The organism is Metabacillus sp. RB-C-LZQ-3-1, assembly GCF_058315175.1.
The window spans coordinates 88,098-114,717 of record NZ_JBZFLI010000015.1; the positions used below are offsets into that span (position 1 = coordinate 88,098).

Annotated in this window: 25 protein-coding genes and 1 pseudogene; 9 read left to right on the forward strand and 17 right to left on the reverse strand. The window is 36.1% G+C overall.

Annotated features, from left to right (window positions below; all coding sequences use genetic code 11):
- Positions 1-130 precede the first annotated feature (130 nt).
- Positions 131-1,135 (reverse strand): DUF3231 family protein, encoded by a 1,005-nt coding sequence (locus tag AC4GZ8_RS20075; protein WP_491083680.1) that lies wholly within the window; start codon positions 1,133-1,135, stop codon positions 131-133.
- Between the two features lie 214 nt (positions 1,136-1,349).
- Here AC4GZ8_RS20075 and AC4GZ8_RS20080 point away from each other — a divergent pair, with 214 nt between their 5' ends.
- Both AC4GZ8_RS20080 and AC4GZ8_RS20085 read left to right on the forward strand, forming a co-directional pair.
- Positions 1,350-2,372, forward strand: coding sequence for a DUF3231 family protein (locus AC4GZ8_RS20080; protein ID WP_491083681.1), 1,023 nt, complete (start codon positions 1,350-1,352; stop codon positions 2,370-2,372).
- 85 nt (positions 2,373-2,457) lie between these two features.
- Positions 2,458-2,925, forward strand: a complete 468-nt coding sequence (locus AC4GZ8_RS20085; RefSeq protein ID WP_491083682.1) for a hypothetical protein — start codon at positions 2,458-2,460, stop codon at positions 2,923-2,925.
- Positions 2,926-3,084: 159 nt separating this feature from the next.
- Here AC4GZ8_RS20085 and AC4GZ8_RS20090 read toward each other — a convergent pair whose 3' ends face one another.
- Complete coding sequence (locus tag AC4GZ8_RS20090) at positions 3,085-4,062, reverse strand: DUF3231 family protein (RefSeq protein WP_491083683.1); 978 nt, start codon at positions 4,060-4,062, stop codon at positions 3,085-3,087.
- 359 nt (positions 4,063-4,421) lie between these two features.
- Between AC4GZ8_RS20090 and AC4GZ8_RS20095 the strand changes: the two genes are divergently transcribed.
- From AC4GZ8_RS20095 to AC4GZ8_RS20115, 5 genes are all read left to right on the forward strand, one after another.
- Complete coding sequence (locus tag AC4GZ8_RS20095) at positions 4,422-5,525, forward strand: GerAB/ArcD/ProY family transporter (RefSeq protein WP_491083684.1); 1,104 nt, start codon at positions 4,422-4,424, stop codon at positions 5,523-5,525.
- Positions 5,525-7,066 (forward strand): spore germination protein, encoded by a 1,542-nt coding sequence (locus AC4GZ8_RS20100; RefSeq protein ID WP_491083685.1) that lies wholly within the window; start codon positions 5,525-5,527, stop codon positions 7,064-7,066. The genes AC4GZ8_RS20095 and AC4GZ8_RS20100 overlap by 1 nt, the downstream gene beginning before the upstream one ends.
- A 1-nt stretch (position 7,067) precedes the next feature.
- On the forward strand, positions 7,068-8,219 hold the full coding sequence (locus AC4GZ8_RS20105; RefSeq protein WP_491083686.1) for a Ger(x)C family spore germination protein: 1,152 nt from the start codon (positions 7,068-7,070) through the stop codon (positions 8,217-8,219).
- Positions 8,220-8,229: 10 nt separating this feature from the next.
- The gene (locus AC4GZ8_RS20110; protein ID WP_491083687.1) at positions 8,230-8,451 is read left to right on the forward strand and encodes a hypothetical protein; all 222 of its coding nucleotides are present in this window, start codon (positions 8,230-8,232) and stop codon (positions 8,449-8,451) included.
- A 302-nt stretch (positions 8,452-8,753) separates the two neighbouring features.
- The gene (locus tag AC4GZ8_RS20115; RefSeq protein ID WP_491083688.1) at positions 8,754-9,584 is read left to right on the forward strand and encodes a polysaccharide deacetylase family protein; all 831 of its coding nucleotides are present in this window, start codon (positions 8,754-8,756) and stop codon (positions 9,582-9,584) included.
- A gap of 227 nt (positions 9,585-9,811) precedes the next feature.
- On the opposite strand, the gene AC4GZ8_RS20120 is transcribed toward AC4GZ8_RS20115, so the two are convergent.
- The 15 genes and pseudogenes from AC4GZ8_RS20120 to AC4GZ8_RS20190 form a co-directional block, all read right to left on the reverse strand.
- Entirely contained in the window at positions 9,812-10,495 is a 684-nt protein-coding gene (locus tag AC4GZ8_RS20120) for a transaldolase family protein (protein ID WP_491083689.1), read from the reverse strand.
- A gap of 96 nt (positions 10,496-10,591) precedes the next feature.
- The gene (locus tag AC4GZ8_RS20125) at positions 10,592-10,957 is read right to left on the reverse strand and encodes a PTS glucitol/sorbitol transporter subunit IIA (RefSeq protein ID WP_491083690.1); all 366 of its coding nucleotides are present in this window, start codon (positions 10,955-10,957) and stop codon (positions 10,592-10,594) included.
- 47 nt (positions 10,958-11,004) lie between these two features.
- Complete coding sequence (srlE, locus tag AC4GZ8_RS20130; protein ID WP_491083691.1) at positions 11,005-12,012, reverse strand: PTS glucitol/sorbitol transporter subunit IIB; 1,008 nt, start codon at positions 12,010-12,012, stop codon at positions 11,005-11,007.
- A gap of 12 nt (positions 12,013-12,024) precedes the next feature.
- On the reverse strand, positions 12,025-12,570 hold the full coding sequence (gene srlA, locus AC4GZ8_RS20135) for a PTS glucitol/sorbitol transporter subunit IIC (protein ID WP_491083692.1): 546 nt from the start codon (positions 12,568-12,570) through the stop codon (positions 12,025-12,027).
- A 15-nt stretch (positions 12,571-12,585) separates the two neighbouring features.
- Positions 12,586-13,011: a transcriptional regulator GutM gene (locus AC4GZ8_RS20140; RefSeq protein ID WP_491083693.1), complete on the reverse strand. Its 426-nt coding sequence runs from the start codon at positions 13,009-13,011 to the stop codon at positions 12,586-12,588.
- Positions 13,012-13,133: 122 nt separating this feature from the next.
- Entirely contained in the window at positions 13,134-15,053 is a 1,920-nt protein-coding gene (locus tag AC4GZ8_RS20145) for a BglG family transcription antiterminator (RefSeq protein ID WP_491083694.1), read from the reverse strand.
- Between the two features lie 136 nt (positions 15,054-15,189).
- On the reverse strand, positions 15,190-15,990 hold the full coding sequence (locus AC4GZ8_RS20150) for an SDR family oxidoreductase (RefSeq protein WP_491083695.1): 801 nt from the start codon (positions 15,988-15,990) through the stop codon (positions 15,190-15,192).
- Between the two features lie 793 nt (positions 15,991-16,783).
- Entirely contained in the window at positions 16,784-17,884 is a 1,101-nt protein-coding gene (locus AC4GZ8_RS20155; protein ID WP_491083696.1) for a GerAB/ArcD/ProY family transporter, read from the reverse strand.
- A 235-nt stretch (positions 17,885-18,119) separates the two neighbouring features.
- The gene (locus tag AC4GZ8_RS20160) at positions 18,120-19,376 is read right to left on the reverse strand and encodes a Ger(x)C family spore germination protein (RefSeq protein ID WP_491083697.1); all 1,257 of its coding nucleotides are present in this window, start codon (positions 19,374-19,376) and stop codon (positions 18,120-18,122) included.
- On the reverse strand, positions 19,366-20,460 hold the full coding sequence (locus AC4GZ8_RS20165) for a spore germination protein (protein ID WP_491083698.1): 1,095 nt from the start codon (positions 20,458-20,460) through the stop codon (positions 19,366-19,368). The genes AC4GZ8_RS20160 and AC4GZ8_RS20165 overlap by 11 nt, the downstream gene beginning before the upstream one ends.
- Before the next feature lie 34 nt (positions 20,461-20,494).
- Positions 20,495-20,539 (reverse strand): annotated as a pseudogene (locus tag AC4GZ8_RS20170) (hypothetical protein); the annotation flags it as partial.
- A 60-nt stretch (positions 20,540-20,599) separates the two neighbouring features.
- The gene (locus AC4GZ8_RS20175; RefSeq protein ID WP_491083699.1) at positions 20,600-20,929 is read right to left on the reverse strand and encodes a hypothetical protein; all 330 of its coding nucleotides are present in this window, start codon (positions 20,927-20,929) and stop codon (positions 20,600-20,602) included.
- Between the two features lie 131 nt (positions 20,930-21,060).
- Positions 21,061-22,692, reverse strand: a complete 1,632-nt coding sequence (locus tag AC4GZ8_RS20180) for a catalase (protein ID WP_491083710.1) — start codon at positions 22,690-22,692, stop codon at positions 21,061-21,063.
- A gap of 175 nt (positions 22,693-22,867) precedes the next feature.
- Positions 22,868-23,368: a DUF6944 family repetitive protein gene (locus AC4GZ8_RS20185; RefSeq protein ID WP_491083700.1), complete on the reverse strand. Its 501-nt coding sequence runs from the start codon at positions 23,366-23,368 to the stop codon at positions 22,868-22,870.
- 340 nt (positions 23,369-23,708) lie between these two features.
- Entirely contained in the window at positions 23,709-24,236 is a 528-nt protein-coding gene (locus AC4GZ8_RS20190; RefSeq protein WP_491083701.1) for a hypothetical protein, read from the reverse strand.
- A 313-nt stretch (positions 24,237-24,549) separates the two neighbouring features.
- On the opposite strand from AC4GZ8_RS20190, the gene AC4GZ8_RS20195 reads away from it, so the two are divergent.
- Both AC4GZ8_RS20195 and AC4GZ8_RS20200 read left to right on the forward strand, forming a co-directional pair.
- On the forward strand, positions 24,550-25,923 hold the full coding sequence (locus AC4GZ8_RS20195; protein ID WP_491083702.1) for a sensor histidine kinase: 1,374 nt from the start codon (positions 24,550-24,552) through the stop codon (positions 25,921-25,923).
- A gap of 1 nt (position 25,924) precedes the next feature.
- Complete coding sequence (locus AC4GZ8_RS20200) at positions 25,925-26,611, forward strand: response regulator transcription factor (protein WP_491083703.1); 687 nt, start codon at positions 25,925-25,927, stop codon at positions 26,609-26,611.
- The last annotated feature ends 9 nt before the right edge of the window (positions 26,612-26,620 follow it).

Here is a 26,620-nt window from a genome sequence, read left to right on the forward strand (position 1 = left end):
TGTCAAGCTCTTTATGTATGCATCAGGATTCTTTTAAAAGTACTTCACTCTTTCAAAAGGTAAAAGCCGCCATATGTTGGCAGCTTGATATTTCAGTGATTTAAAACCTACGTATATATTCCTGTCGTTATTAAACAGTTCTGTTCCTTAACGCTTCTCTGTCTACGTTTTGCGGCGGTTGTTCCATCCATTTGTTATTAATCATTAATTTAACACCATCATTTGCATATTGCAGTACTTCAGCTACAAGCCTCGTGTAATGTCCGCTTAAATCCTTTCTAAGACTTGTCCCAATGGCTGTACCATAGCCTGTGATACCAATGGAAGTCAAACTATTGATATGAAACATCATTAACTTATCTGAAAAAGGAGCATCAATAGATTGTGAAATAGTTGAATCCCAGGAACTTGGTAATGGCACCTCATCTTCTATTAATATTTCCCTAAACACCGTTTCATGCTTCGCAGCTATTTCCATACCTCTCTCCATATATTTTCTCACTTCAGGTGATGTAGCCGCTTGAGAAAATCCAGCTACAAATGTTCGACCGATCGAGTTTGTTTCCGTATTTTTAGAAATATGTGCTAGTTCAATCGCAGTTAAAGGACGATGCTTGCCCATTAATCCTGAAAGAAAGGTGTCATTTTGCAGGTATTCGGCATTTTCCATTGGAGCTATAGTTGGAGAACGGATAAAAGCTCCCTTTTTAAGAAGTAAGTCACAAGCATGATTGTAAAGTTTCATAAACATTTCGGAAATTGTTGATAAAAGTAATCTTATATCGTTTCTTGCTAAAACTTCAAGTAAAGATGATGCATCTGCAGTTCCAGCTGCTGCCATGTATTTTATGTATCTCAGAGCAAACAGGTCTGAATATAATCGACCTGCATTCAAATTTACATCTTCTTTTGTAAATCCAATAGGAATTGCATGATTTTCTTTTTCAAAAATTTGTTTTACTTCATTTACAACGAATTCACAATCTGTTAATGCAGTATTGATAATGTCTGTACTTTCATGATCTTCATTTACTTTCTTAAAATGCTGAAGGATACAATAAGACATTGAGTTCTGCATATAAGCGCTCCACAATGCCGCAACTTCGGAAGAAACAAGCTTTGGATTATGCTCCATTTTTAATCTAAACTCCTTTTAGTCTTAATATCACCTAAAATGACAAATTATATTAATTCAATTTCCCAGGCTAAAAATTTGAAATTGTCGTTGAACTTCCCTTAATTAATCAGTCCTTTTCGTAATACTTTTTGTCCGTATAGTTTATAGCTACTAACATAAAATAATCATGGACTAATTGAACGAAATAAAACTATTGGGGAGGGGAATTCCTTTGGGGATTTTTAAGAAATCAAAAACATGCACCTTAACCTCTGCGGAACTATCCGCTCTTTGGCTTCAATATATGGGAGATAGTATGGCAGTCTGTGTTTACAAATATTTTCTTAAAATTGTTGAAGACAAAGAGATCAAACCCATTTTAGAATACGCATTACAATTAGCTGAGAGCCATATCTCCCAAATCTCTGAATTCTTAAAAAATGCAAATTACCAAGTCCCAATAGGATTTACAGAGAGTGACGTGAATCTTAATGCCCCTCGTCTTTTTTCTGACCATTTCTTACTTTTTTACTCCTATATTATGACGGTACATGGGGTAACCGCCTATAGTGTTGCTATAACGGTTGCAGATCGAAAAGACATTCAAGATTATTTCTTTGAATGTACGGCAACATCTAAAGAATTGCTTCAAAAAATAGTGGAACTAAGCAAAACTCTTCCTAATTTTTCAAGTGTCCCTACGATTCCATCCTCCCCGCGAGGAGAGTTTATTGAATCTACAGGGATCATTTCAAATTTAATCGGAGATAAAAGACCACTCAATGGTTCGGAAATCAGCACGCTTTTTTTCAATTCAAAGAAAACCGGATTTATTCGATCTTTGAGTTTGGCTTTTAGTCAAGTTGCAAAGGTGGAAGACGTTCGCGATTTTATGTTAAAAAACGTTAAGTTAGCGGGGAAAGATGCGGAAAGCTTTGACGCTATTTTACATCAAGATAATCTACCAATCCCTTCGAGATGGGATGCAGAAGTTACAGATTCTACTGAAAGTCCTTTTTCAGACAAATTAATGATGTTTCACGCAGCGTTTTTAGTAAATGCAGCTCTATCTTATTATGGAGCTGCATTGGGTTCCAGCTTAAGATCGGATATTATTTTAAACTACTATAAGGTATTTACTCATGCGATGGAGGCTGGAGTACTTTGTTACAAAATTTTAGTTAAACATGGTTGGTTTGAAAAACAACCGGATGCAATAGACAGAAAGTCTCTATCCCAAAGTTCAAAAAAATGAGATGGAATTAGTATTGCAACCCTTTATCATAGAAAAACAATTCAACAAAATTTTCGAAATAAAAATTAAGAGAGGAGTGTTATTAATGGTCAATCTTGTTCGAATTGCATTGCTCGCTGTTTCATGGCTATCACTTGTTTTTTTACCGAAAAAGTCTTTTAAAGAATACCTGCCAGTTGCAAATTTTGCGGTCAGTTTAATTTTATTAACAAGTCTATTTTCCCTTCCTTTGAAGTTATGGATCGTGGAGAAAGGCGGGATAAAAGAAAAGATTTTTACTGATTTAAGTATTATTTTAGGTCCTTTCTTTTGCGGTACTTTATGGATTTTTCATTTAACCTATGGCCGATTCGGGCCTTATATGTTGCTGAATGCGATCATGAACCTCCTGCTCGCTTTCCCTATTTGTACAATTTTACAAAAGTTAAAGTTATTTAAACTAGTTCATTTTAAACCGATCTATATCTTTGTTACCTATCTTTTTTATGCGGTGGTCATTTATGGGTACCAGATGTTTTTAACGAAACCTAAGCAGATAAGAGCATGGTTTTGATAATCACCTTACTCTCTTTTGGTGCTATTCGTGACGTCCTAGGTTTCGTAACGGATGCTTGGAACGCCTCAAAATATTCTAAAGAGAAAAATAAGGCAAAATATACAAGTTTAGAATAAAAAGTCTTGTATATTTTGCCTTTTGAAAATTTCTGCTTATTCAATTATTCATCTTCTGCCGGTCATCCGCTACTGGTGGTTGTTCCAGCCAATGATTTTTGATCATAAGCTGACTAAATTGGGCTAAAATTTTCAAATCCCTTGAAATGGCTATTTCACAGTGGGCGACTAAATCAGCTCGCATACTCGTTATAGCTGCATAACTGTAGTATGATACTGCAAGATTAAACAAACTCCCAGTATGAAATAGCATCAGTTTATCTGAAAAAGGTGCAATGGATGACTCAATAATTTCTGAATCCAATGATCGGGGGACACGAAGGTTATTTTCATGTAACAAGGAAGAGAATAATCCTATATGTTTATTGATAACCTGCAACCCTTTTTCCATAAACCTGCGAATCTCATTTGACTGACATACTTTACTAAAGCCTAAAGTAAGTCCCTTTTGTAAAATACTCTTTTTTAGATTAAAAAATATATTTCCGCCCTCTATTGTATTTAAAGGTCTCTGTTTTCCAAAAACATCAGCGACATAGCTTATATTTGTTATGTATTCAACTTGTTGCGGAGTAGTGAAATATGGTGATTTTTCGTATAATCCCTTTGCAATAAGAACCTCAATAGACATATTGTATGTATCCATAGAATCGTTCACGCATTGGTAATAAAACTCTCTTAAATCTTTTCTCGATGAAGAATTAAATGCAAGACTATACAATGACGACCCATGCATTGACATAGCGTAAAGATAAGTCAACCAAAAGTTATCAGTAAATAATGGCGGGGCATTCAAATTAACATCTTCATCAGTGAAACCGTTTGGAATTGGGAAGTTTTCTTCGGTGAAAAGCTTTTCAAGTACTTTCATGTGGTTATTTGACAAATTTAAGGCAAACTCAAAAGTAGAAATGATATCAGGGTCTTTTGCACATTTTAATACATATTTACTCATACAAACTGCCATTGTTTCCCTAAGATAATGCACCCATAAATTTGTAATTTCCGCTGAACCCATCCTGTTAATATCCATTGTTCTATTATTTCCTTTCAATGCGATGATTGTTTTTTAAAATTCCCACCAACTTATTTATTTATTCTATTTTTGCTCTGACAAAAACAATAGCTTCCCTCGGTCAACACAACTCCCCACCTATGAATCATGGTTTTGTCAAACAAGAAATGAGTCACATTACCCTCACTAAGATGAACCATGGTTTTTGTTAATCAAAGTATATTCTCTATTTCACTAGACAAAATAAGGAAGAAATGAAGCGGTAAAAAATCGGCATAGAATATTAACGAAGTGATGACTAATAACGTTGGTTAATGCAAATAACTACCTTTATTAACTACACGGAGTATTGAGGTGTCTTCATGGAAAAAATCAAAATTACTAAGATACAAGCCTTAATGCTAGGAATTTCAAGTATTACTGTAACCGGCCATCTTTTATTTATTCCTGTCGTTATTGGCCATGCCGGTCGGGATGGATGGATATCTTTATTACTTACGCTTATACCAGCCATCCTCATTGGTATAACAGTTGCATTATTATCACAACGTTATCCGGGTTGTACGATGGTTGAATATTGTCAACTGATATTAGGAAAATGGTTAGGGAAATTAGTTGTTATCATTTTTTTAATCTATTTCCTTCATGATGCAAGTTTATCAGTTAGAGGATTTGGTGAATTTTATACTGCTGCGGTTACACCGCGAACACCGATTATTGTTTATTTTATTGCGATATTAATACTTGCTGGTTTTTCAGTTAGGTATGGGCTTGAAGTCATTGCCAGGACGAATCAGGCAATTCTTCTTTCTTTGATTCCTATTGGCATTTTGGCATCATTCCTTACACATAAGGATAAGGATTATCGTAATTTTCTTCCTATTCTAGAAGACGGAATTGGCCCCGCTATGGAAGGAGCCTTACCGATTATCTCTTTATTCAGCTCTATATTTGTATTAAGTATGATCTTTCCTTTTGTTAATGACACAAAACAACTTAAAAGGTACTCCATTATTTCCATGATTATCCTTATTATTATGTTTTTAGGTCCGATTACAGGCGTTGTTGCCATATACGGGGAAGAAAGAGCACAGGGGCTATATTTTCCTACTTTCCTAATTTTAAGAGACATTGAAATAGGGGCATTACAAAGATTGGATATCTTAGGGATTCTCCTTTGGTCACTAGGATCCTTTTCAAAAATAGCATTATTCCTTTATGCCATTGTACTTGCGTTAGCGCAGTTATTTAAGCTAAAGGATAAAAATATTTTAGTTGTTCCTATAGCAGCACTTCTCGCGATGATTTCCATGATAAATAGTGAAGATTTGATAGGGATTTATCGTTTTTTAAAATATGACTATCCTTATTACTCAACATTTGTCGGGTTTATCCTCCCTCTTCTTTTACTTATTGTCAGCCAGTTTAAGAAGACAAATAGAAATAAAAAAGGGGCGGAAAAATAATGGTTAGGATTTGGGAGAAAAATATGCAATCGAAAAACCACAAAGACGTTGAGGACCAACAACAAGCGATTCTGTATAGTCTTGATGATAATATTAAGAGATACACCGAAATATTTGGAGATACATCAGACTTCTCCATTAGATATCTAGGTGGTGACAGGAACAAAATCGCCATCATGTATATCGATAGTTTGGTGGAGAAAGAAACGATTAACGACCATGTTATCCATGATTTAAATGTACAATTTAACAATGGTACGGCTGAGTTTGACAAAATTACTTTGTCTACGATTAAGATGAAGGAACTGACCAAACACGAAGAATTAATTGCGCATATTTTACTAGGATATTCACTTATATTATTGGATGGTCACAACACAGCCTATGCTGCTGAAACGACCGGCGGGGAAAGACGGCCTGTTACAGAATCAAGTGTAGAAACAGTTGTCCGAGGGCCGCGGGAATCATTTAACGAGTCAATCATGACAAATATTGGATTAATCCGAAGAAGAATAAAAACGGAAAAATTACAAGTTTATAAAAAGGATCTTGGTCATAAAACGAAAACTTCCATAGCTGTTCTTGCTATCGATGGGATTGCAAAAGGTGAAATTGTCGAAGAAGTTATTTCACGTATAAATAAAATTGATATAGATGGTGTTCTGGATTCCCTATATATTGAGGAGATGATTGAAGATCCAAAACATATAACACCCTTTCCAACAGTCTTTAACTCTGAAAGACCAGATAGGATTGCAGCTGGATTATTAGAAGGAAGAATTGCTATTATCGTTGATGGAACGCCAGGAGTCTTACTTGTACCGGCAACCATTGGTTTATTCTTAACATCCAACGAAGATTATTATCAGCGGTATGATTTTGCAAGCTTTATGAAGCTGCTAAGAGGAATGACTTTTTTACTTTCTTTTATTTTACCGGGTCTGTATGTAGCCTTACTAACCTATCACCAGGAAATGATCCCTACCCCATTACTAATTGCCATTACTGGACAACGTGAAGGAGTTCCTTTTGGCGTTGCACTTGAAGTTGCACTGATGGAAATTACCTTTGAAATATTAAGGGAAGCCGGATTAAGATTACCAAAAACAATTGGTGCTTCTGTATCGATTGTAGGTGGTTTAGTATTAGGTCAAGCTGCAGTTGAAGCAGGTCTGGTTGGTCAAGCAACTGTTATTGCGGTATCACTGACTGCCATCTGTTCATTCACAACCCCTTCTTACAATATTGCAATCACAGCTAGACTAATAAGATTTATCTTATTACTTTTATCTGCTGTTTTGGGGGCATTTGGCCTAATTTTCGGATTGCTCTTGGTATTTATTCATCTTAATTCTTTACGCTCCTTTAGTATACCTTACTTAACTCCTTTAGTTCCTTTTCATAAAGAGGATTGGAAGGATTTATTTATCAGAGTTCCTTGGAGGCAAATGACGCAAAGACCAGATGAGATTACAAATGATAACCAAAATAGGATGTCCAATTCAAGCAAAGTTCAACATGATGACAGGAGAAATGAATAATATGAGATATACATTTTGTTTTTTCACTGTTATTTGTCTCACCTTTCTTACTGGTTGTTGGGATAAGAATGAATTGAATGAAGTAGCTGTGGTGATGGGAGTTGGTATAGATAAGATAGAAGAAGAATATCAAATCACTGCCCAAGTGATAAAACCTCCTGCTGGTGAGGGGGAAGGCGGAGGTTCTGAATTACCGACTTGGAGCCTATCTGCCAAAGGTAATACTGTCTTAGGTGCTATAAGGAACTTAAATAGGATGTCTCCACGCCGTCTTTATTGGGCCCATTTACAAGTGATTATTTTTGGTGAGGAACTAGCAAGAGAAGGTGTAGCACCTGTGATTACTTGGTTTGAAAGAGATAGTGATAGTCGTGCAGGATCCTACCTTCTTGTCACTCAAGGAACTGCTGAAGACTTATTAAACAATAAAGTAGAGTTAGAAAATGTCCCCGCAAAATCTATGGCAGAGCTTCTCAAGGGGTCAACATTAAGACAAATTAATACCATGGAAACACAGTTGCGGGATTTCATGATAGCCCTTTCCACCCCAGGGATAGATCCGGTACTTGATGTGATTAATCCAAAGGAGATAAGAGGAAAAGTTGAAACTTATGAGTTATCAGGGGTTGCCGTTTTCAAAAATGATAAGTTGAAAGGCTTTGTAACTGGCCCGGAGTTGACAGGGACGGAGATTTTGGATAACGAATTAAACTTTTCAATTATCGAGGGTAAATGCCCTGGTAGTAAAGATGAGTTCTTTACCTTTCAAATTACTGGTTTCAAAAGCAACACCATCCCTGAATTAAAAGGAGAAAAAATTATTGTTAATGTAGATATCACACTGGAAGGTAATCTCCTTGACCAGACATGCAGCACCGACTTGCTGCAGCCGGATCATATAAAATCAGTTGAGCAGGAAATAACAAATTACTTAAAAGAGATTGTTGAAAATGAATTCAAAACAGCAAAAGAGATGGATTCCGATATATTTGGAATTGGGAGAGAAGTGTGGAGGTTCAACCCGGAATTCCGTAAAAAATTAACTGGTTCACATGCCTATTTAAATAATGTTGAGTTTGACTTTCAGGTTAAGTCTAATGTAAGGAGATCTGGCTTGATTATTGAGCCTACTCCAATAAAATTGAAGGAGTGACCAAGCAGCAATGAATACGGTCTTACTAATCCTCCTGTTTATTTCTATCTCCTTCCTTGATTATCGCCATATGATTAAGAAAAAAATGGTGAAGGCTTTAGTTGTTTACACATCCTTCTTAAGCCTTGCTTTCATTATTAGTGAATTGCATATTCTTGGGGTAGAGGTTATAGGTTTAAACCATATTGTGACTTACATCATAGATCTCGTTAGAGGTGCAGCCGCGCTATAAATCTAGATTTGTGTAAATAGGTTTTTTGATAAACAAGAGAGTTTGGAAAGGTTGTTAAAGATGAGTGTTATTCACTAAATGGATGCAGCCTCTTCCTTCACTCTCTTTTTCTTTTAAGTATATGTTTTTTCCCTATGAAATTTCTCCTCTCAAGGTACTGATTTCAAACTGGAAACTCGTCATTTCATCATTAACAATCCTACCCTTTAAAATAAAAAATCTATTTATACATCACCCTTAAATCTACGATATAATTGGGTTGATGGAATTCTAAAAATTTCGATAAATAGAGGGGTTTGGAATTGAGAACAATAAGAAATCTTTTCCCTGTTGGAAGAAAAAAAGCACTAACTCTAAGCTACGATGATGGTATTACTCAAGACAAAAAGATGATGGGTATTTTTAATAAGTATGGTTTAAAGACTACGATTAATCTTAATTCAGGTCTGCAAACAGAAGACAGCTATTGGGTGAAAAATGATACAACAATAAGAAGATTAAACATTGATGAAGTAGAAGATTTGTATAGAGGACATGAAGTCGCTGTACATACCCTCTCACATCCTCATTTAGAAGACCTTCCAAGAGAAATGATTATGAAGGAAGTAATTGAGGACCGGAGAAAACTTGAAAATGTATTTGGTTATCCTGTTAGAGGAATGGCATACCCATTCGGAACTTACAATCAAAAAGTAATCGACGTTCTAAAGAGCTGCGGGATTGAATATTCAAGAACGGTTAAACAGCATGAAACATTTTGTTTACCAGAGAAATATTTAGAATGGCACCCAACCTGCCATCATAATAACCCAAGGTTGGAGGAATTGACAAAAGAATTCCTCCAATCACAGTCATCCACTATGACATTAATGTATGTATGGGGACACAGTTATGAATTTGATTTAGATGATAACTGGGAGCTGCTTGAAAAGTTCTGCAGAATGGTTGGCCATCATGACTTCATCTGGTACGCCACAAATATTGAAATTGTCGATTATTTGAAAGCCTTAGACAACTTAAAATACTCAGCTGACTGCTCAATGGTATATAATCCTTCAGCAATGTCACTTTGGATCAGTATTGACGATAAAATAACCGAGATTAAGCCTGGAACAACCGTGCAATTTAGTTAGAAGGGGTTCTCTAATTTTCACTTAGAAATAATATGCTATTCATAAAGGGTGATCAGTTTTATCCCACTCTTAACAGGCAGTAAGACCCCCACCTCAAGCTTCTGATTTTACAAAGAAGGCAGGTGGGGATAACTTTGCCCGTAAAGGTCCGATTGGTTCAACTAACCATCTGTGGGAGATAAAGAAAACCCCAACTGATTAAAGTTTCACTATATTACACCCTTCTTTTATATTGTGGATATCAAGCTATTACTTTCAATCCCATATTGTTCCAGCCATTCTTCTCTGAATTTTTTCACGTCCCTCTCTACTGATGGATGATTAAATATCTCCTTGATTAACTCTGGTGAAGCCGTAATTCCATCAACATCAGCTAAAAATACATCTTGAATTTGTTGCACATTTTTAAAGCTTGCTGCTAAAACCTTACATGGAAGATTATTCGCTTTAAAAATTTGAACAATGTCAGAAACTACATTCCTACCAGTACCTGTCAGATTATCAATTCGATTGACATATGGTGCTACATATTCAGCACCTGCTTTGGCAGCCAATAAAGCACTCATTGGTGTATAAACTGTGGTCCCTAAAGTACGAATCCCATCTTCCTTTAGCATTCTAATAGCCTTTATTCCTTCAATCGTAACTGGAACCTTCACTAAGAGATTTCCGGATATCGTATTACATATATAATGTGCTTCCTGTACAATATCCTCTGCTTTTTCAGAAATCGTTTGGACAAATAACTCTTTTTCCTCACCGATAACATGCCGAATCTCCCTTAAAAGAGAAAGAAACTCCTTTTTTTCTTTTACAATGATACTTGGATTTGTTGTAACACCATCAATTGGAAGATATTGACTTAATTCCTTAACGGCTTCAATATTAGCTGAATCTATAACTAATTGCATAATTCCCTCTCCCTTTAAAAAAACGATTACCTAACTCTAGCTATTCCTTTATTTCAAAAGGTTTAACTAAAAAAGTTAAGTAAATCGTTTTGTTTTTTATTTAGAAGTTACTTGAATCAAATCTCCAGATTTCGGTAATACAATCTCACTTTCTTCAAGATACAATGTTCCAGGTAACTCCGGAAATGTAGAACCATCAAATTTCAATGTTATGTGTCCAAGAGATGATAAATTCTTCTTTACTGCATCTCCAACTGCTGTTACATGGTATTCCTTTTCTCCAAGTTGAAGCGTATCTCCCGGTACAATCTCTCCTTCAACATTCTTTACATCAATTAATAAGCAATACTCCGCCAATTCTGCTGGAGCATTTTCTCCAAAAAGAATTAACATTTTTTCGCCAAGGAAGTCCTCGATTGCCGGACCAATTTTATTAATACGAGTTTTGTATTTTGTTTGCATCGGTAAATCTCCTTTTCTAACATTGTTAAATTAAATATTATTCAAACTTAACTGTCATACATTCCAAAGCTTGCGAGCCACGCAATAAAGACGGTTGGTGCTCCGGTCAAGAACCTTGAGTAAAGAACAGATGGAACTCCGACCTCAACAGTTTCTACCTCAGCTTCTGCAAGACCTAATCCAACTGGAACGAAATCAGCTGAAGCTTGAGCGTTAATAGCAAAAAGAGCTGGTAATGCTAAATGGGCTGGAATATTTCCTTTTCCAATTTCAACCCCGATCAGTGTTCCAACTACTTGAGCAATAACGGCACCGGGTCCTAAGAACGGTGATAATAATGGGAAAGAACATACTAACGCGATTACAATTAATCCCCAAACAGAGCCTGCAAATGGCGATAAGAATTTTGCAAATAGGTCACCAATACCTGATTCAATAATGACACCAATCAGTAGTGCAACAAATGCCATAAAAGGAAGAATGGTCTTGATTACTGTTTCAATGGCTTCACGGCCAGCCTGGTAAAATACACTTGTAATCGAACCCATAGCCATTCCTACTCTAGCTAAAAATCCTTTAGGAGCAGTTTGTTCACTAATTTTCTTTTTTGTGCTGTACTTTCCTTCTTGTTTTACCTCTTCATTTTTTTCAGGAGCAGTGTTCTCTACTGAAGCCGCTGCTGCATCACTTGACTGAATATTCTCAACTTTAACACCAGAAACGTAAATATCCTCTGTAATATGTTTTGCCAATGGACCACTTTGTCCTGTAGGCATAATATTGATTGTAGGGATTCTTTTTTGAGGATATAATCCACAGCGTAATGTTCCACCACAGTCAATAATGACACAAGCCATTTCACTTTCTGGAACAGATGTTTTAAAACCATCAACTAGCTCACAACCAGTTAATTCAGCTATTTTGTCTGCAATTTCTGGCCTTTGTCCTCCTGTAATATAAACAACTTTATTTTTTTCAGCTGTTGGTGTGATTACTAATGGACCTCCAAAACCTCCAGATCCTTTTGAAACTTTGATTGATTGAAAATCTGCCATTTTTCCCACCACCTATAATTGAACTGTATCTTTCAGTTTTACATTTTGTTGTTTTGCTACATATGCTGTCGTCAAATCTGTAACCCAACCTCTTAAAAAGTTTGTTACGATACCGACAAGGAAATAGCGAAGTGCTAATTCAGTTGTATCATGACCTAATGTTGTAATTCCCGCTGCAATTCCAAGAAAGACGAACAATTCACCTGGGTTTACGTGCGGAAATAAACCATTATGTGTATGACACGAGTAAGATGCTGCTGCATAATAACTAGGCTTATATTTTTCAGGTAAAAATCTTCCGAGTGATAATGTCATTGGATTTGCCAATACGAACGTACCGATTACTGGTAAGATAAAATATCTTGTAAATGGGTTTTTCCCTGATTTTCTTGCAAGTTTTTCAACTCTTTCCTCACCTACAAAACGAATAAGAGCATTCATTGCAACTAATAACATAATTAATAATGGAACGATTCCTGTCACAAGATCCACAAATACGTCTCCACCGTGGCGGAACAAATCCATAAACTTTTCTGCACCTTTAATAACGATATCCATCATTTCACCCTTTTCTTATTTCTTATTAGGAATTAAATAATCAATCCAACCTTTTTTAACCTTTAGCTCTCCGCCCTTTGAAATAATATCGTAGCTTCTTAAAGCATCAGCGATGGCTAATCTTGTTAATTTATCTACACCTTTAAAGTCTTCATCAGATATTTTCAATAAATACTTTCCCTCAAAGCCTTTAAGATCTTTTACACGAGAGAACACCGTAACACCCTGCATCTTTGCTGCCTTTAAAATTTTATTGCGTTTGTCGATACAAAACATGACAACGGTTCCTGCTCGAAACTTTCCAGTCCTTTTACCAATTGCTACTCTTCCTAATGATCTCATCTCAGCATATTTTTTATTAAAATGCCGTATTTGCAAAAAGCCGAGTATACTCTGAATCAGCCAAGCTGCACCTATTAATATGATTAAATATAAAATCATCTCTTCATCCCTTTTCTTTGGTGTCGTTTTTAGTGTTTATCTATAACTCGGAGTTGGTAACATATATTGAAGCATAGAATAGATAGCTGATTGCCTTTCAATGAATAAACTCCAACCATAGACTAAAGTCTACTTTCAAGAAGATGTGTGATTTCACGATAATTCTTTGATGTAGACATTTTTTCTATCAATTGCTTGTCATTTGCTATACGGATAATTTCATCATATATTTTTACAATTAAGTATTCACTGCGATCTGTTTGCTGTTCTGGCAACCCTAATAGGAAAACTATTTTTAGCTCCTTGCCATCTGCTATGACCGTATCAGGGAAGATACCAAGTGCGAGTTCAATTTGGTCAGAGAGCTGATTAAACGTATGTGGCAAAGCAATAAAATTATCAAAAACCATTGAACCTTTGCTTTCTCTTTCCTTCAGCCTTTCTTTAAATCCTTGATCCAAATATCTGTTTTTCACTAGCGAGTCAACCATATGCCTTACATTTTCGTGATAATCTTTTGAACTATCTAATATAAAAAATTTTTCCTCAGTCACTAGTTCTGCAACAACAGATAAATTTACCTGTTCATTCTTCACCTTATTTTTTTGTTTATAGAGAGTCTTTTCAATCTCCCTTTTCACATTTTTTTCGTCAAATATTTCATTGATCATAATGAATGGCTTTATTGTTTCAAAGGATAGTTTTACAGTAGAAAAAATAAGATCATACTCATTTAAAACTTCCTCACTCACATCCATATCTGAAAACAAATCAATTGTTGTCTCTCTATTGAGAATTCGTTCTAATTGTATGGCAATTAATTTTGCCGTACCCCTTCCCGTCCCACACACTACAGCAACTTTCTGGAATCGCTTAACTTTATCATCGTTCTGGGTGATGAATACTCCAAAATAAAAAGCTAAGTATCCTAGTTCATCTTCACTGACGGTAACATCGAATTTACTTTCAATCACTTGACCGGCCATTTCAGCCATTTTATAAGCCACAGGGTACTTTCTTTTCACATCGACTAGTAGTGGATTTTTCAATTTCAATCCAAATAACAATCGGTTAAGCATAAATGTAAGATGATATTGTAAATCAACAAAAAGCTGCTCATTTTCTTTAATGATTTCTTTATGGAATCCTAGCTGTTCAACAATTTGTTCTAACAGTTTTTTCACATCATCTGTAATCGTGATATCAGTCAGTGTCCGATTATTTGTAGGTGTTCGTCTCCCTGCAATCGGAATGGTGATAAACAATAGTTCCGGTTCAGGAATATTTATTGGTAACTGACTTTCTAACGCTTTCACAACTTCTTGTGCAATTTGATAATCCCGAGTGTTAAATAACTGCTTATGTTTAGGCTGGATTTTATCAATTGGATGACCCTTTAAAAGGCGGTCCAACATAATAATGATAAATTCCATTAACTTTGTTTGTGTTGTCTGTTCCAAATCATGCTTATGAAAGATTTTATAGAGCTCCTCTGAAATATCTTCATCAAGAGGGTATGATTTATACAGTACATCGAAGATATGATCTAAAATGAACAGCCTTACATCCAGCTCTTTTCCGCTTAGGGTCATTCCAATATTTTGTTTTCCTTGAACCTTTAGATTGTAGGTTTCCAAAGAGACAGACGCTTTTTTCAATTCGTTGACAAGTGTTGTTCTACCAATATTCATCTCAAATGCCAAGTCGTCTAATGTACAGTAATCCTCACTGTTTATTAACCGATCAATAATAAAGGCTATTCTTCGCTTTGGAGAATCAAGCAAATCGTTTTCAGAGCGGTTTTTTTCTAGAAGTAACTGAAATGATTGCTGATCTTCAATTTCTAGTTTGTACCCTTTGCCCTTTTCTTTTACTAAAGCTGCAATATGAACCAATTCATCATTTAACTGTTTAATATAATTGCGAATGGTCCTTGTACTAACTCCTAGTGATTCTGCTAAATATTCCAGTGAGCAATAGGGTTGCTTACTGGCAATTTCAACAATTTTAAAAACTTTTTCATCCATTAATAGATCAGACATGTCATCACCTCATTATTCAAAAGAATGCCAGTAAAAGTGAAGTTAATAGGGAAGTTAAAAATAATGATTTGCAGAGTTCCCTGTTTCTTCGACATCCATAAGGCATGATCTGTCTCAATTCTTCGTAACGCTTTCTTTACCCTCGAGACTTTCCACCAGAGATATTTATTGTTGTACCTGTAATATAACTAGCACGATCAGAAGCGAGGTAAGAAACAAGATCGCCTATTTCCGTTAATTTCCCTTCTCGTCCAAGAGGGATTGATTTACTATAGTCTGTTGAAAGACCATCTACTGTTACTCCGCGAGTATATGCTAAAGCTTCATTATAAGCATCTGTACGTAGACCAGTTGTTTCGATGATTCCGGGGGCAATGGCTACGACTCGAATATTAAATTTACCAAGTTCTTTTGCCCAAGCACGAGTAAAAGCAATAACTGCTCCTTTTGTAGCGGAATAGCAGCTTTGTCCAGCAGATCCCTCTTGCCCTGCTTCAGAAGAAACATTAATAATAACACCTTGGTTTTGTTTTAGCATTTCTTTGGCTGATGCCTGTGCAAAAAGATATGGACCCTTTTGGTTAACCGCTACCATAAAATCAAAATCTTTTTCACTTAACTCATATTCTTGTCTTTCTCCTCGATCATCAACCAATAATCTTGGTAAATTTACACCAGCGTTATTCACAAGAATGTCGACTTTTCCAAATAACTCAACCGTTAAAGCTACCGCTCTGTCTACACTCTCTTTTTTTGTTACATCACACTTCACAAAATACGAACCATCTGCTTGTTGCCCTTCCTCCCCATTTAAATCAGCAACAACAACTGTAGCACCATTCTTTTTTAACTCATTCGTGATATTTAAACCGATTCCAGAAGCACCACCGGTAACAATTGCCACTTTCTCTTCTAAACCAAGCCAAGAATTGCTCATATTTGTTTCCTCCTGTTCATTTGTTGTGAAAGCATTTTCAGCTCTGTTGTTATTATAAGAATGATAGATACGAAGATTAATACATACTTTTTCACAAGAAAATGAAAAGAGGTGAATGATTATGAAGGAATGTGAACGAGTATGATTGTAACACAATGTTTGATGTGATTTTTGAAGAGTTTTTTTGAATAGTGGAACGAAAACATAATAGAATGGACGTAGGATGGGGTTTAGGCTTTAAGAAGGTTCAGACATTTTGCATATTGAAAATTCACTTTTATTTTCATGTCTGGGATTGGAAGATACCTGCTTTCTACAGAGTTCAAAGTTGACAGAGTGAGTTTAATAATCGGAAGAACACCAGAAGAGTCTAGGGTCTAGCCAATAGAATAGAAGGTCTTCTATATTGGCTAGACCCTAAGACAAGTCCCAAACACACTTTTTTGTAAAATAAGCAAGGACAAAAGGAATAAGAGGAAGTAGAACCAGCAATCTATACCAATTTTCTGCACCACCAAAATATAGGGACGGTAAAATAATGAATACACCACTACATAGCAAAGCTTTCCAAGATTTTTTCCTTATCCCCCATATCAACAATAAGAATGAGGCGATAACTAAAATCCAAAAGATAAGGCCCGTCCAATAGAAACTCATTTGTACTCCTCCTTTTTATTAAGGTATTCCGGAAGAATATACAAATTCCTTTTTCAGTTTAAGGAACAATAGCGGAAGTCTATGGTCAGAGCATGCATTCTGATTTCTGATTAGAACAATGATTTATCCTTTTACCCTAAGGTTTTTGTATCCCTACTTTTCTGATTTTAACAATGCCCCAAATGAAAAATAATAACGGAAGAATGGCACCCATTAGAATATTTAACGGAACGTAAGTCTCAAAAAGAAACGCATTTATCTCCTCATAATTCTTTGCAAATAGGATTGAACCTACCCCGATAAGCCAAGCTAACGAAATGACTAAAGGCTGATAGGACGTTAATCTAAATGCTTGTGCTGTACCTAAGCTTAATCCGTAAAAGAATAAAGAAATACGAATCATTAATCCTACTGTCCAAAAAAGAATGGCAATTACATCAAACCGGTTAATCACATCACCGGCTGTGATATAACGAACCTCCGAAAAAGTCGGAAACGCCATCTTTGCAGCTTCTTCCGCTCCAAACAGAGCAATTGGTCCGGTTATGGGGCCGAGAAAAAAGATTAATGTAATGATTGCTGCCCAAGTTCCTGTCTTTACAAGCTTTTTTGGCCGCTGAACATAAGGGAGGAGCATTCCCATTATGACAAATTCACCAAACCATCCCATCACTGACAAGGATCCTATACCAACAGGTGCCATTCCATTTCCCATAATCGGCAATAAATTCGTATAATCTTTTTGTTCACCCATTGTTAAGAAAACCACCGCGATCGCAATAATCACTAATACAGGCAGCATGATTTGATTGAGCCGTCCCAATGTTTCCAATCCTAAATACACAATGAAAGCCGTTAGAAGAAGAATGACGGTGACAAATGCCCATAATGGCGTTTCGACCATGATTCTTTTATACGTTTCCGCATATAATCTTACTGCCAAAGTAACCATCACATAAAAATAAATCAGATAAAGAATCCCAATTATTTTCCCTATCCATGAAAAATGATTAAATAGAATTTCAATTAATGTTTGACCCGGGAAATGTTGAGATAGTTTTGCTAACGAGATGATTCCAACTAGTCCCAAGATTGTCCCAATAATCCCTGCAATCCAACCATCTTGTCGGCTTTGCTCAATAACTACTGTTAAGATAACAAGATGTCCCATAATCGTTAAGGACATGATTGCTAGCATTGCCGCCTGAATATTACTAATTCGACCCTTTTCAATCAAGTTGAACACCTCCGTTTCATTTCTCAATGGGACTTAATGTATTGAGTATTTTGGAAATAGATAGAGATGAAATGTCAGTAATAATTACTATTCCGGCAAGTAAGGCAATACCTGCAATTCCTATCTGGATCATCAATGTTTTATAATCTTTCTTTTTCCATACAAAGTAGATATGGGAGCCTGTAGTCAGTAGGATCAAAAAAACGAGTAATAGACTTAATAATATATTCATACATTACCTCACTTCATTTGCTTTAGCTGGTTCTTTATGGAGACCATAACGAGAAATATTAGCTTTGACACTTACATCAACTGTCATATTTTTCAATTTCCCTTTTCTCCATTGAGGAGCTATTTGGTCCCACTCCTTAGGATATTTTTGATAGATCGTTTTCCCAAAACCAAAAATATCTGTTTCCCATTGCTTTTGAGCCTTTCCTAATACGCTTAAGGAATCCTGTTTAATACGATCTTCAAGCTGTTTGTTTAATTTTTCAATTTTATCTGTATCTAACTGTGGATTAGAACAGGTAATTTCACCAATATCAGCTTCAACTTTAATATTGACACCCATTTTTAGGTTTTTTCCTGAAATTTGCGGTTTTAATTGAGATTGAGTATCCCGTATCGATAAGCTAACAGTACCTTTATCTTTCCCTCCACAATTCAAAACAACTATTTCATTTTGGAGTTTCCCTTGTATGGATAATAATCCCCTTGTTTCCCGATCACTTAAATACCCTTTTAAATAGCCACCTTTAAAGACAGCTGTTTCTTGTAAACTAAGCACTTTCGGGGTTTCATTCTCTTTAATTAAACCGCTATCTTTTTGACCTTGAGACTCCCTTTTCTCCCCTTCAACTTCTACTCCCTTTTCTTTTGCAGGCATTATGACTCCCGTAACAGGATCAGTTGTATTACTAGAAAGATCTTTCATAAATTGACTAATATCTTTGACCATTTTCGTGGAAGCAAATAGATCCGATTTCACCATGTCTCTGATTTCCTGTCCAAGTGTCGAGTTAAGCTCAGGAGATGTTTGAATAATTTCTGATGCTTTTCCCTTCGTAACTAGTAATAATATATTTGGCCGAAATTCATTATCTCTTCTAAAAAAATCTAAAGAAGATTCCATCGTTTCACGCGCTGCTTTTTCTCCAAATATAATGACATTTGCATGTCCTAAATATACCCTTTCAGAAATAGACTTTGATAACTTTCCCATGGCTTCAAATATACTTTCTCCAGTCGTTGTTTCAATAAGAAATTTGTTTGGGTCACTTCCTTGTCCCTCCAAATTGGTCTGCGGAAAAAGAGAACTTGGTTTTGGAATTAAAGTGGAAACTTCTATTTCCCCGGTTTCAGTTTGATCAATACCAATAATATTTATAATGGCAAGGTCATTAACTTCTTTAGCACTCCAACAACCTGTGAGGAATACGGATGCAAAAAACAGTCCCATAACCTGTATCCATATAAATCTACTCCTCATCATGATCCCCCTTATTCACCTTAGGTTTAGCCATATTCTCATTACCTGAACGGTTTATATTCTCAACACCTAACCCAGGAGCTCGAGTCTCCATCGCCCACCATGGTGCCCGAATAAATACATCTTTCCATCCTTCTTTTCTCGCCGGAGAAACAGGGGAAAAGTAAGGTACTCCAAAAGAACGTAAACTTACCAAGTGAGCTAAGCCAAACATAAGAACAATGATGATCCCCATAAAACCAAATAATCCAGCCATCAATAGCAAAGGTATTCCACAGAATCGGATAATTTGATGGAAATCATAGTTCGGTAAAATAAATGAGGTTAATGCTGTTACTGAAACAACAATCATCAATACAGGCCCGATAATACCTGCTTGAACAGCAGCCTGACCAATAAGGACAAGTCCCAAAAGTGTCACAATAGATCCTCCAAATGTTTTGGGCATCCGTATACCAGCTTCTCGGATTAGTTCAAATGTGATCAGCATAAATATCGCTTCAACTAAAACAGGATACGGCAGGGCTGAACGACTTGCGGCAATTCTAATTAATAAAGGAGTTTGTAATAAATCCTGATGAAAAGTTGTCATCCCAATATAAAATGCTGGAAGTATTAATGTTACAAATAGCCCTAAAAAACGGACCCAACGAATTGTCGTTGCTATTAATGAACCGTCATAATAATCCTCACTGGAATGAAGAAATTCAACAAACATAGTAGGAACCGTCATCACAAAAGGTGTCCCGTCCACTAGGATTGCTACTTTTCCATCTAATAAAGAACCACATACACGATCAGGTCGTTCAGTACTCAATATGGTTGGAAAAGGAGACTTTGGAGAATCCTTTATCATTGATTCAACATAGTGGCTCTCTAGAATTCCATCAATCTTTATTCTAGACAAACGTTGTCGAACTTCCTGTACAACTTCATCATCAGCAGTCCCTTTGATATAAACGATATTTATCTGTGTATTGGTTTCTTTACCTAGTACAAGTGACTCTACTTTTAAAGACGGCGTTTTTATTTTCCGGCGAATGAGCTTGAGATTTTGCTGAATATTCTTCAACAAAACCTTCACGAGGACCTCTCACTGTCCGTTCTGTATTAGGCTCACCAATTGATCGACCTATTGGGTTACTTGAATGAAATACATACACAACATCAATTCCATCGATCAGAAGTACAGTGTTTCCAGATAAGATTTCTTCTGCAATGGATTATATCGTATTGGCTTCCTTTATTCTGCTGTATGAGAAACGCTTACTTATAAAAGAAGACATGGATTGTTTGACATCTCTAGTAGCTGTATAGGAAGACAAACCAGATTCTATTTCTACCATTGTTTCGTTATGGACCATTTCATATAGATAGATCAGGCAAGCAGAACTGTTGTTAAACTCAGTATCGTGATATACAACATCATCACATGCTTCAAAAGTTCTTTTCACACTGTGAATGTTTTCTTCAAGAGAAGGAGAGACAAGATGTTGACAACCTTCTGCTTCGTTTCGTTCTTGACTTGACTTACTATTCGATTGTCCTATCATTTTCCGTACCCCCTTTTAGATTAACTTTCCCTAAAGAAATTTAATCATTCCCACCAACATTCCTATTTTTAGAACGAATAAAAAGCGATGCCTTTAAATAGCATCGCTCCTCTTGCACTGTTCCTTTATTCCTAATAAGGACCCGTTTCGTGGCTTTTCTTCACAGCATCATCTGCTGCTTTGTTCGCTGCTAATGTGCCTTCACCGAATTTTGAAATACCTGCCTCACGTCCAGGAACCCGGTTTTCCATCTTCGTTCCTTCAATTTCTTTCATTACCTTTTCGATCCCTTCCTTCACACGGCGGCCATAATCCTCATCAGCTTTTGTGAAGTGGTCAATCATAGCATCCTGAATTCGTTTATCGCATATTGCAAGCGCTTCGGATAGGTTTTTGATCAATTCATCACGCTCCCAATCATCAAAGCTGCGGTATGTATGGCCTGCTTGACCGTAGTTGTTAGGACGATCAATTGGTGCACTCATAGCTGCTGCATTATACATTGGCTGGTGTGGTGCACGATTTTCTTTGCTTTCTTCCTTAAAGCCTCCGATCATCGATGGCTCATAGTTAATATGTGGACTTTTTCCAGACTCTTTCGGATCACGAAAATCCATTTGTCCGCGGTGCTGGTTCGTCCGAACAGGCGCTTTCGGTGCGTTCACAGGCAATTGCAAATAGTTCGCACCTACACGATAGCGCTGTGTATCAGAGTAAGAGAAGGTTCGACCCTGCAGCATTTTATCATCCGAGAAGTCCATTCCATCAACAAGAACTCCTGTACCAAAGGCAGCTTGCTCAATCTCAGCATGAAAATCAACTGGATTACGATCAAGAACCATCCGACCGACCGGCAACCATGGGAATTTATCCTCCGGCCATAGTTTCGTATCATCTAGTGGATCAAAATCCAATTCAGGATGGTAATCATCTTCCATGATCTGAACAAAAAGCTCCCATTCCGGATAATCTCCCCGCTCAATCGCTTCATATAAATCCTGTGTTGCATGACCGACGTTCTTCGCTTGAATTTCGTTTGCCTCTTCTTGTGTTAAATTACGAATACCTTGCTTCGGTTCCCAGTGATACTTCACCAACACAGCCTCACCTTTGTCATTTACCCATTTATAGGTGTTTACACCAGAGCCCTGCATATGACGATATGTAGCTGGAATCCCCCATGGAGAGAATAGGAATGTAATCATATGTGTTGCTTCAGGTGTACGGGAAACAAAATCAAACATCCGCTGAGGATTTGGCACATTCGAAGCTGGATCAGCCTTAAACGCATGAATCATATCAGGGAACTTCATCGCGTCACGGATAAAGAAAATTTTCAGGTTGTTCCCAACAAGATCCCAGTTTCCATCTTCCGTATACATTTTTACAGCAAAGCCGCGCGGATCTCGTGCTGTTTCCGGGGAATCCTTCGCCCCTGCCACTGTCGAGAAACGAACCATTAACGGTGTTTTCTTCCCGGCACCAGAAAATACTTTCGCGCGAGTATACTTCTCTACAGGTTCATCTCCAACCTTTCCGTATGTTTCAAAATATCCAAATGCCCCTGCTCCTCGGGCATGAACCACACGCTCTGGTACCTCTTCTCGATCAAAATGGGAAATCTTCTCAATGAAATGATAATTCTCAAGTGTGGCTGGACCACGATCGCCAATTGTCTTGATATTTTGGTTATCCATCACTGGATGACCCTGGCGTGTTGTCAACGTTTCACGTTCAATGTCTTGTCCATTTGAATCTTTCATATCTTTGTTTTCAGCCAAAATAAAAACCTCCCTAAACATAATCGCTCTTATCTTTCCTAATATCAGCTAAATTATCCATAATATAGAAGTGATTCTCATAGTTTAGTGAAGCATTCTTTAACTTTAATGAACATTTCCTAGTCATACAGGCTTTCCATTTGTTTCTTAATTTAGATTATTTATTATTACTTTGTATGAATGCTTGAATAACCGCACCAACGGCTTGAATCCAACTTCCAACAAAATTTACGTTTAGTGCCCGTTGACCTTTTAACTGAATAATTCCTGATATAGCTTGTAGGGAGTTACCAATAACTTGAAGAAGCGCCCCGTAAATACCATAAAGTGTTTCATTAGAAACTTTATGTCTATCGAGTAAATCAGGAATGGAGGTACTACTTCCTAGCGCTTGAAGTAAATTACCTTTTATACTTAATTCAACCTTTTTTCCTTCGCTATGTTCGAATAAAAGAAGACCTACAATAACCGTAGAGTTGCCAATCGCTTGAATTTCGTTACCAACTTTACTTAAAGAATATTTATTTATACTATCCGCTATTAATGCATTTCCTGTAGCTTGCATGATATTACCTACTAATGAAAAGTTAGATTGAAGCATTTTATTTAATGAAGGGCTACCGATAGCAGCAAGAATTGTACCTAAAGCTGTTCCCACGAGCCAAATAAAGCTATAAGATCTTTGTTCATACTAGTACCTACCTTAATGTTTTAAGTTATTGTATTCGAGTCACGTAAGTTTTGATCGGTATTTTCATTATCGATTTTGTAGAGTTAATACAATATAGAGAGATTTATGAGGGAAAATGAAGTTGAATACCATTTCAGAAAAGAGAAAACAAAGAATTGCTAAATTACATAAGAAAAGTTGTACAAAAACAGGCTGTAAAAACAGCCTATTTTTGTATATTTAGGTAAAAATATACTTTGTATCATAGCCAACACCCTACAGTAATGAAAAAACCGCTTCTATACTGCCAAGGTAACCCTATTAGTCTTTATCTACGTTGAGGTCGTTGAATGATCTGGTTACGGTCGAAATCCTCAAGAGATGATTCAGGCGGAACATGAATATATTCCTCATTCTCATTATATTCGGAATGTTTTTGTTTCCCTAATGACTTATATCTTATATGGACTTCTTCTACAAATTCCGGTTCCTCTTCTGTTGAAGATAACAGTTTCATGCCGGATACCCAAGTCTCGAGTTTATAAGTTCCTCTTTCAATGATTTGACATAGATCTTCAAGAGATTGGATCAGCTCAAGCAAACAGTCCAATCCGTTCCTTAACACGATAAGACCTTTTTCTTTTGCTTTTTGAACGGAGTGTTCCATCCTATACGAATTGTCCTGATATTGAAATTCAATATAGCAACTAGTACGATCCCAATTGTAATTGTAATATTCAATTTTTAAACGCTTCATAATCTTTTTAAGCTTTCTTTCACACAAAATATCTTGGTCTTTATATGGCATCCATTTGATCAAATCATTCACCTTCCTTATTTTTCGTAGTTTTGTCATACCGTTCACCTTATAACTACTAACTTCTACAAAATGGACTCATTCCCTGTTTTAATCGTTTTACATATGTCGACTTTTTTTGCAAAAAACGAAAAAAGATAACCTTCTAAATTTGTAACGTATGGTTGATAAAAATTATTAGGGCTTTATCCCAAACAAAATAGATACTGGTATTATTGATAATAAAAAACCTATGAAGTTTCCTTAGCTATTCAGTGGAATAAGATTGTATTTCTAAAACAAGCTTAAATCTGCATAATTTCTCCACATTTTCTTATTAAAATGACTTAAATAACGATAAAAGGTGTAGTCTATGAAAATTTCAATTAAGCTCGGTCTTTGGTTTTTCATCTGTATTTTTGTTATTGAATCATCTTCTATGATCTTTTTACATCGGAATGTTATCCACTCACTTGTTAATGAAGAATTAGAGGTATTAAAGTCACGCGGAAATAGTCACAGGGATGTGCTAGAAATTTCTTACGATGAAGCTACCCTGCATCATATTCAAATAATGGAGTCAAAAACAGATACCAAAGTTGTCATTACTGATCAAGCTGGGGAGATCATTTCAGCACCAATGAGTATTGATTCAGGTATAGAAAAGATTTTAAAGAGAACATTCTCAATCGAGAATGTCCCGAAAAATGGTCTTATCATTCAGTCAGACTGGAAAAACGATCAATTTATCGCTACAGTTTCTCCATTTCAAGATAAAAATGGGCATATCGGTTATGTTTACATGTTCAAAAGCACAAAGCAGATTCAGGATTTCATTTCACAGTTAAATGAACATTTCATATTAGCTTCACTATTAATATTGTTTTTCCTTTTGATCACGATCTCATTTTTATCCAGAGCCCTAACGAAACCGTTACTATCTATGAAGGAGGCAACAAAGAAGATAAGCAAAGGTGATTTCACAGTTTCTTTACCTAAAACGTCTAGGGATGAACTTGGAGAGTTATCAAACTCCATTCAAACCTTAGCAAATGATTTAAACTATTTAAGGAAAGAAAGAAATGAATTTCTAGCAAGTATTTCTCATGAACTCCGTACCCCTCTCACCTACATAAAGGGTTATACAGATATTGCAAGAAGAAATAATATTGATGAAAAAGTGCGGCTGAATTACTTAAACATCATTTATGAAGAATCAAATCATGTGAGTGATCTATTAAAGGAACTGTTTGAGCTGGCCAAAATGGATCAAAATAATTTTTCTGTTACAAAAGAAAAGGTCAACATTTGCTTATTCATGCAATCGATATTCAGAAAAATAAAACCCGCTTTTGATAGCAAAGGTGTAAATCTAGAAATCGTTTGTAAAGAGGATGCTTATGCACATATTGATCCGATTCGGTTTGAACAGGTTTTATTGAATTTATTGGATAATGCTCTCAAATACTCTAATAGCCGAACTTTGACGACCATTGAGGTAATAAAAGAGAACAAACTTATTACCATTACCGTTAAAGATCAAGGTTCAGGAGTCCCTGCTGATGATTTGCCCTATATCTTTGACCGGTTATATAGAGTTGATAAATCTCGTTCAAGGTTAACTGGAGGCTTCGGTCTGGGATTGTCAATTGTGAAGGAAATCGTCGATGCGCACGGCGGAAACATTACAGTTGAGAGCCAACTAAAGAAGGGAACATGCTTTAGAATCACATTAAAGGAGCTTTAAAATGATAACTGTATTATTAATTGATGATGAAAAAAGGATGCTGGATCTCTTATCTTTGTATATAGAACCTTATGGATATAAATGTATAAAAAAGCATTCAGGCAGTGACGGATTAGATTTTCTTAGAAAAGAAAAGGTGGATATTGTCATATTAGATATTATGATGCCTGATATGGATGGATGGATTACCTGTGAAAAAATAAGAGAAATCTCAGATGTGCCCATTATGATGTTAACAGCTAGAAATGAAAAGGACGAAGTTGTCAAAGGATTGAAAAAAGGTGCTGATGATTATTTGGCAAAACCATTTAATGAAAAAGAATTACTAGCAAGAATAGAAGCTATTATGAGGAGAACTAACAGAACATCCAACGTTGAAGATTCTATTAGATTTGAAGGTCTAATAATGAATCAATCAACATTTCAGGTAACCTTTCGGGATAAAGAAATATTTCTTACACCTAAGGAATTTGCTATGTTAGAGCTGTTTTTGGAACACCAAAACAAAGTTTTCTCCCGTGAACATTTACTTTCAACCTTATGGGGGCTGAAGATTGACACAGAAGATCGGACCATTGATTCACATATACGTAACATCAGAGAAAAATTACGACAAGCAGGTTACCCAGTCGAAAAATATTTAAAAACCGTCTGGGGTATCGGCTATAAGTGGAATTCCTTACGTTAAGACTAATAA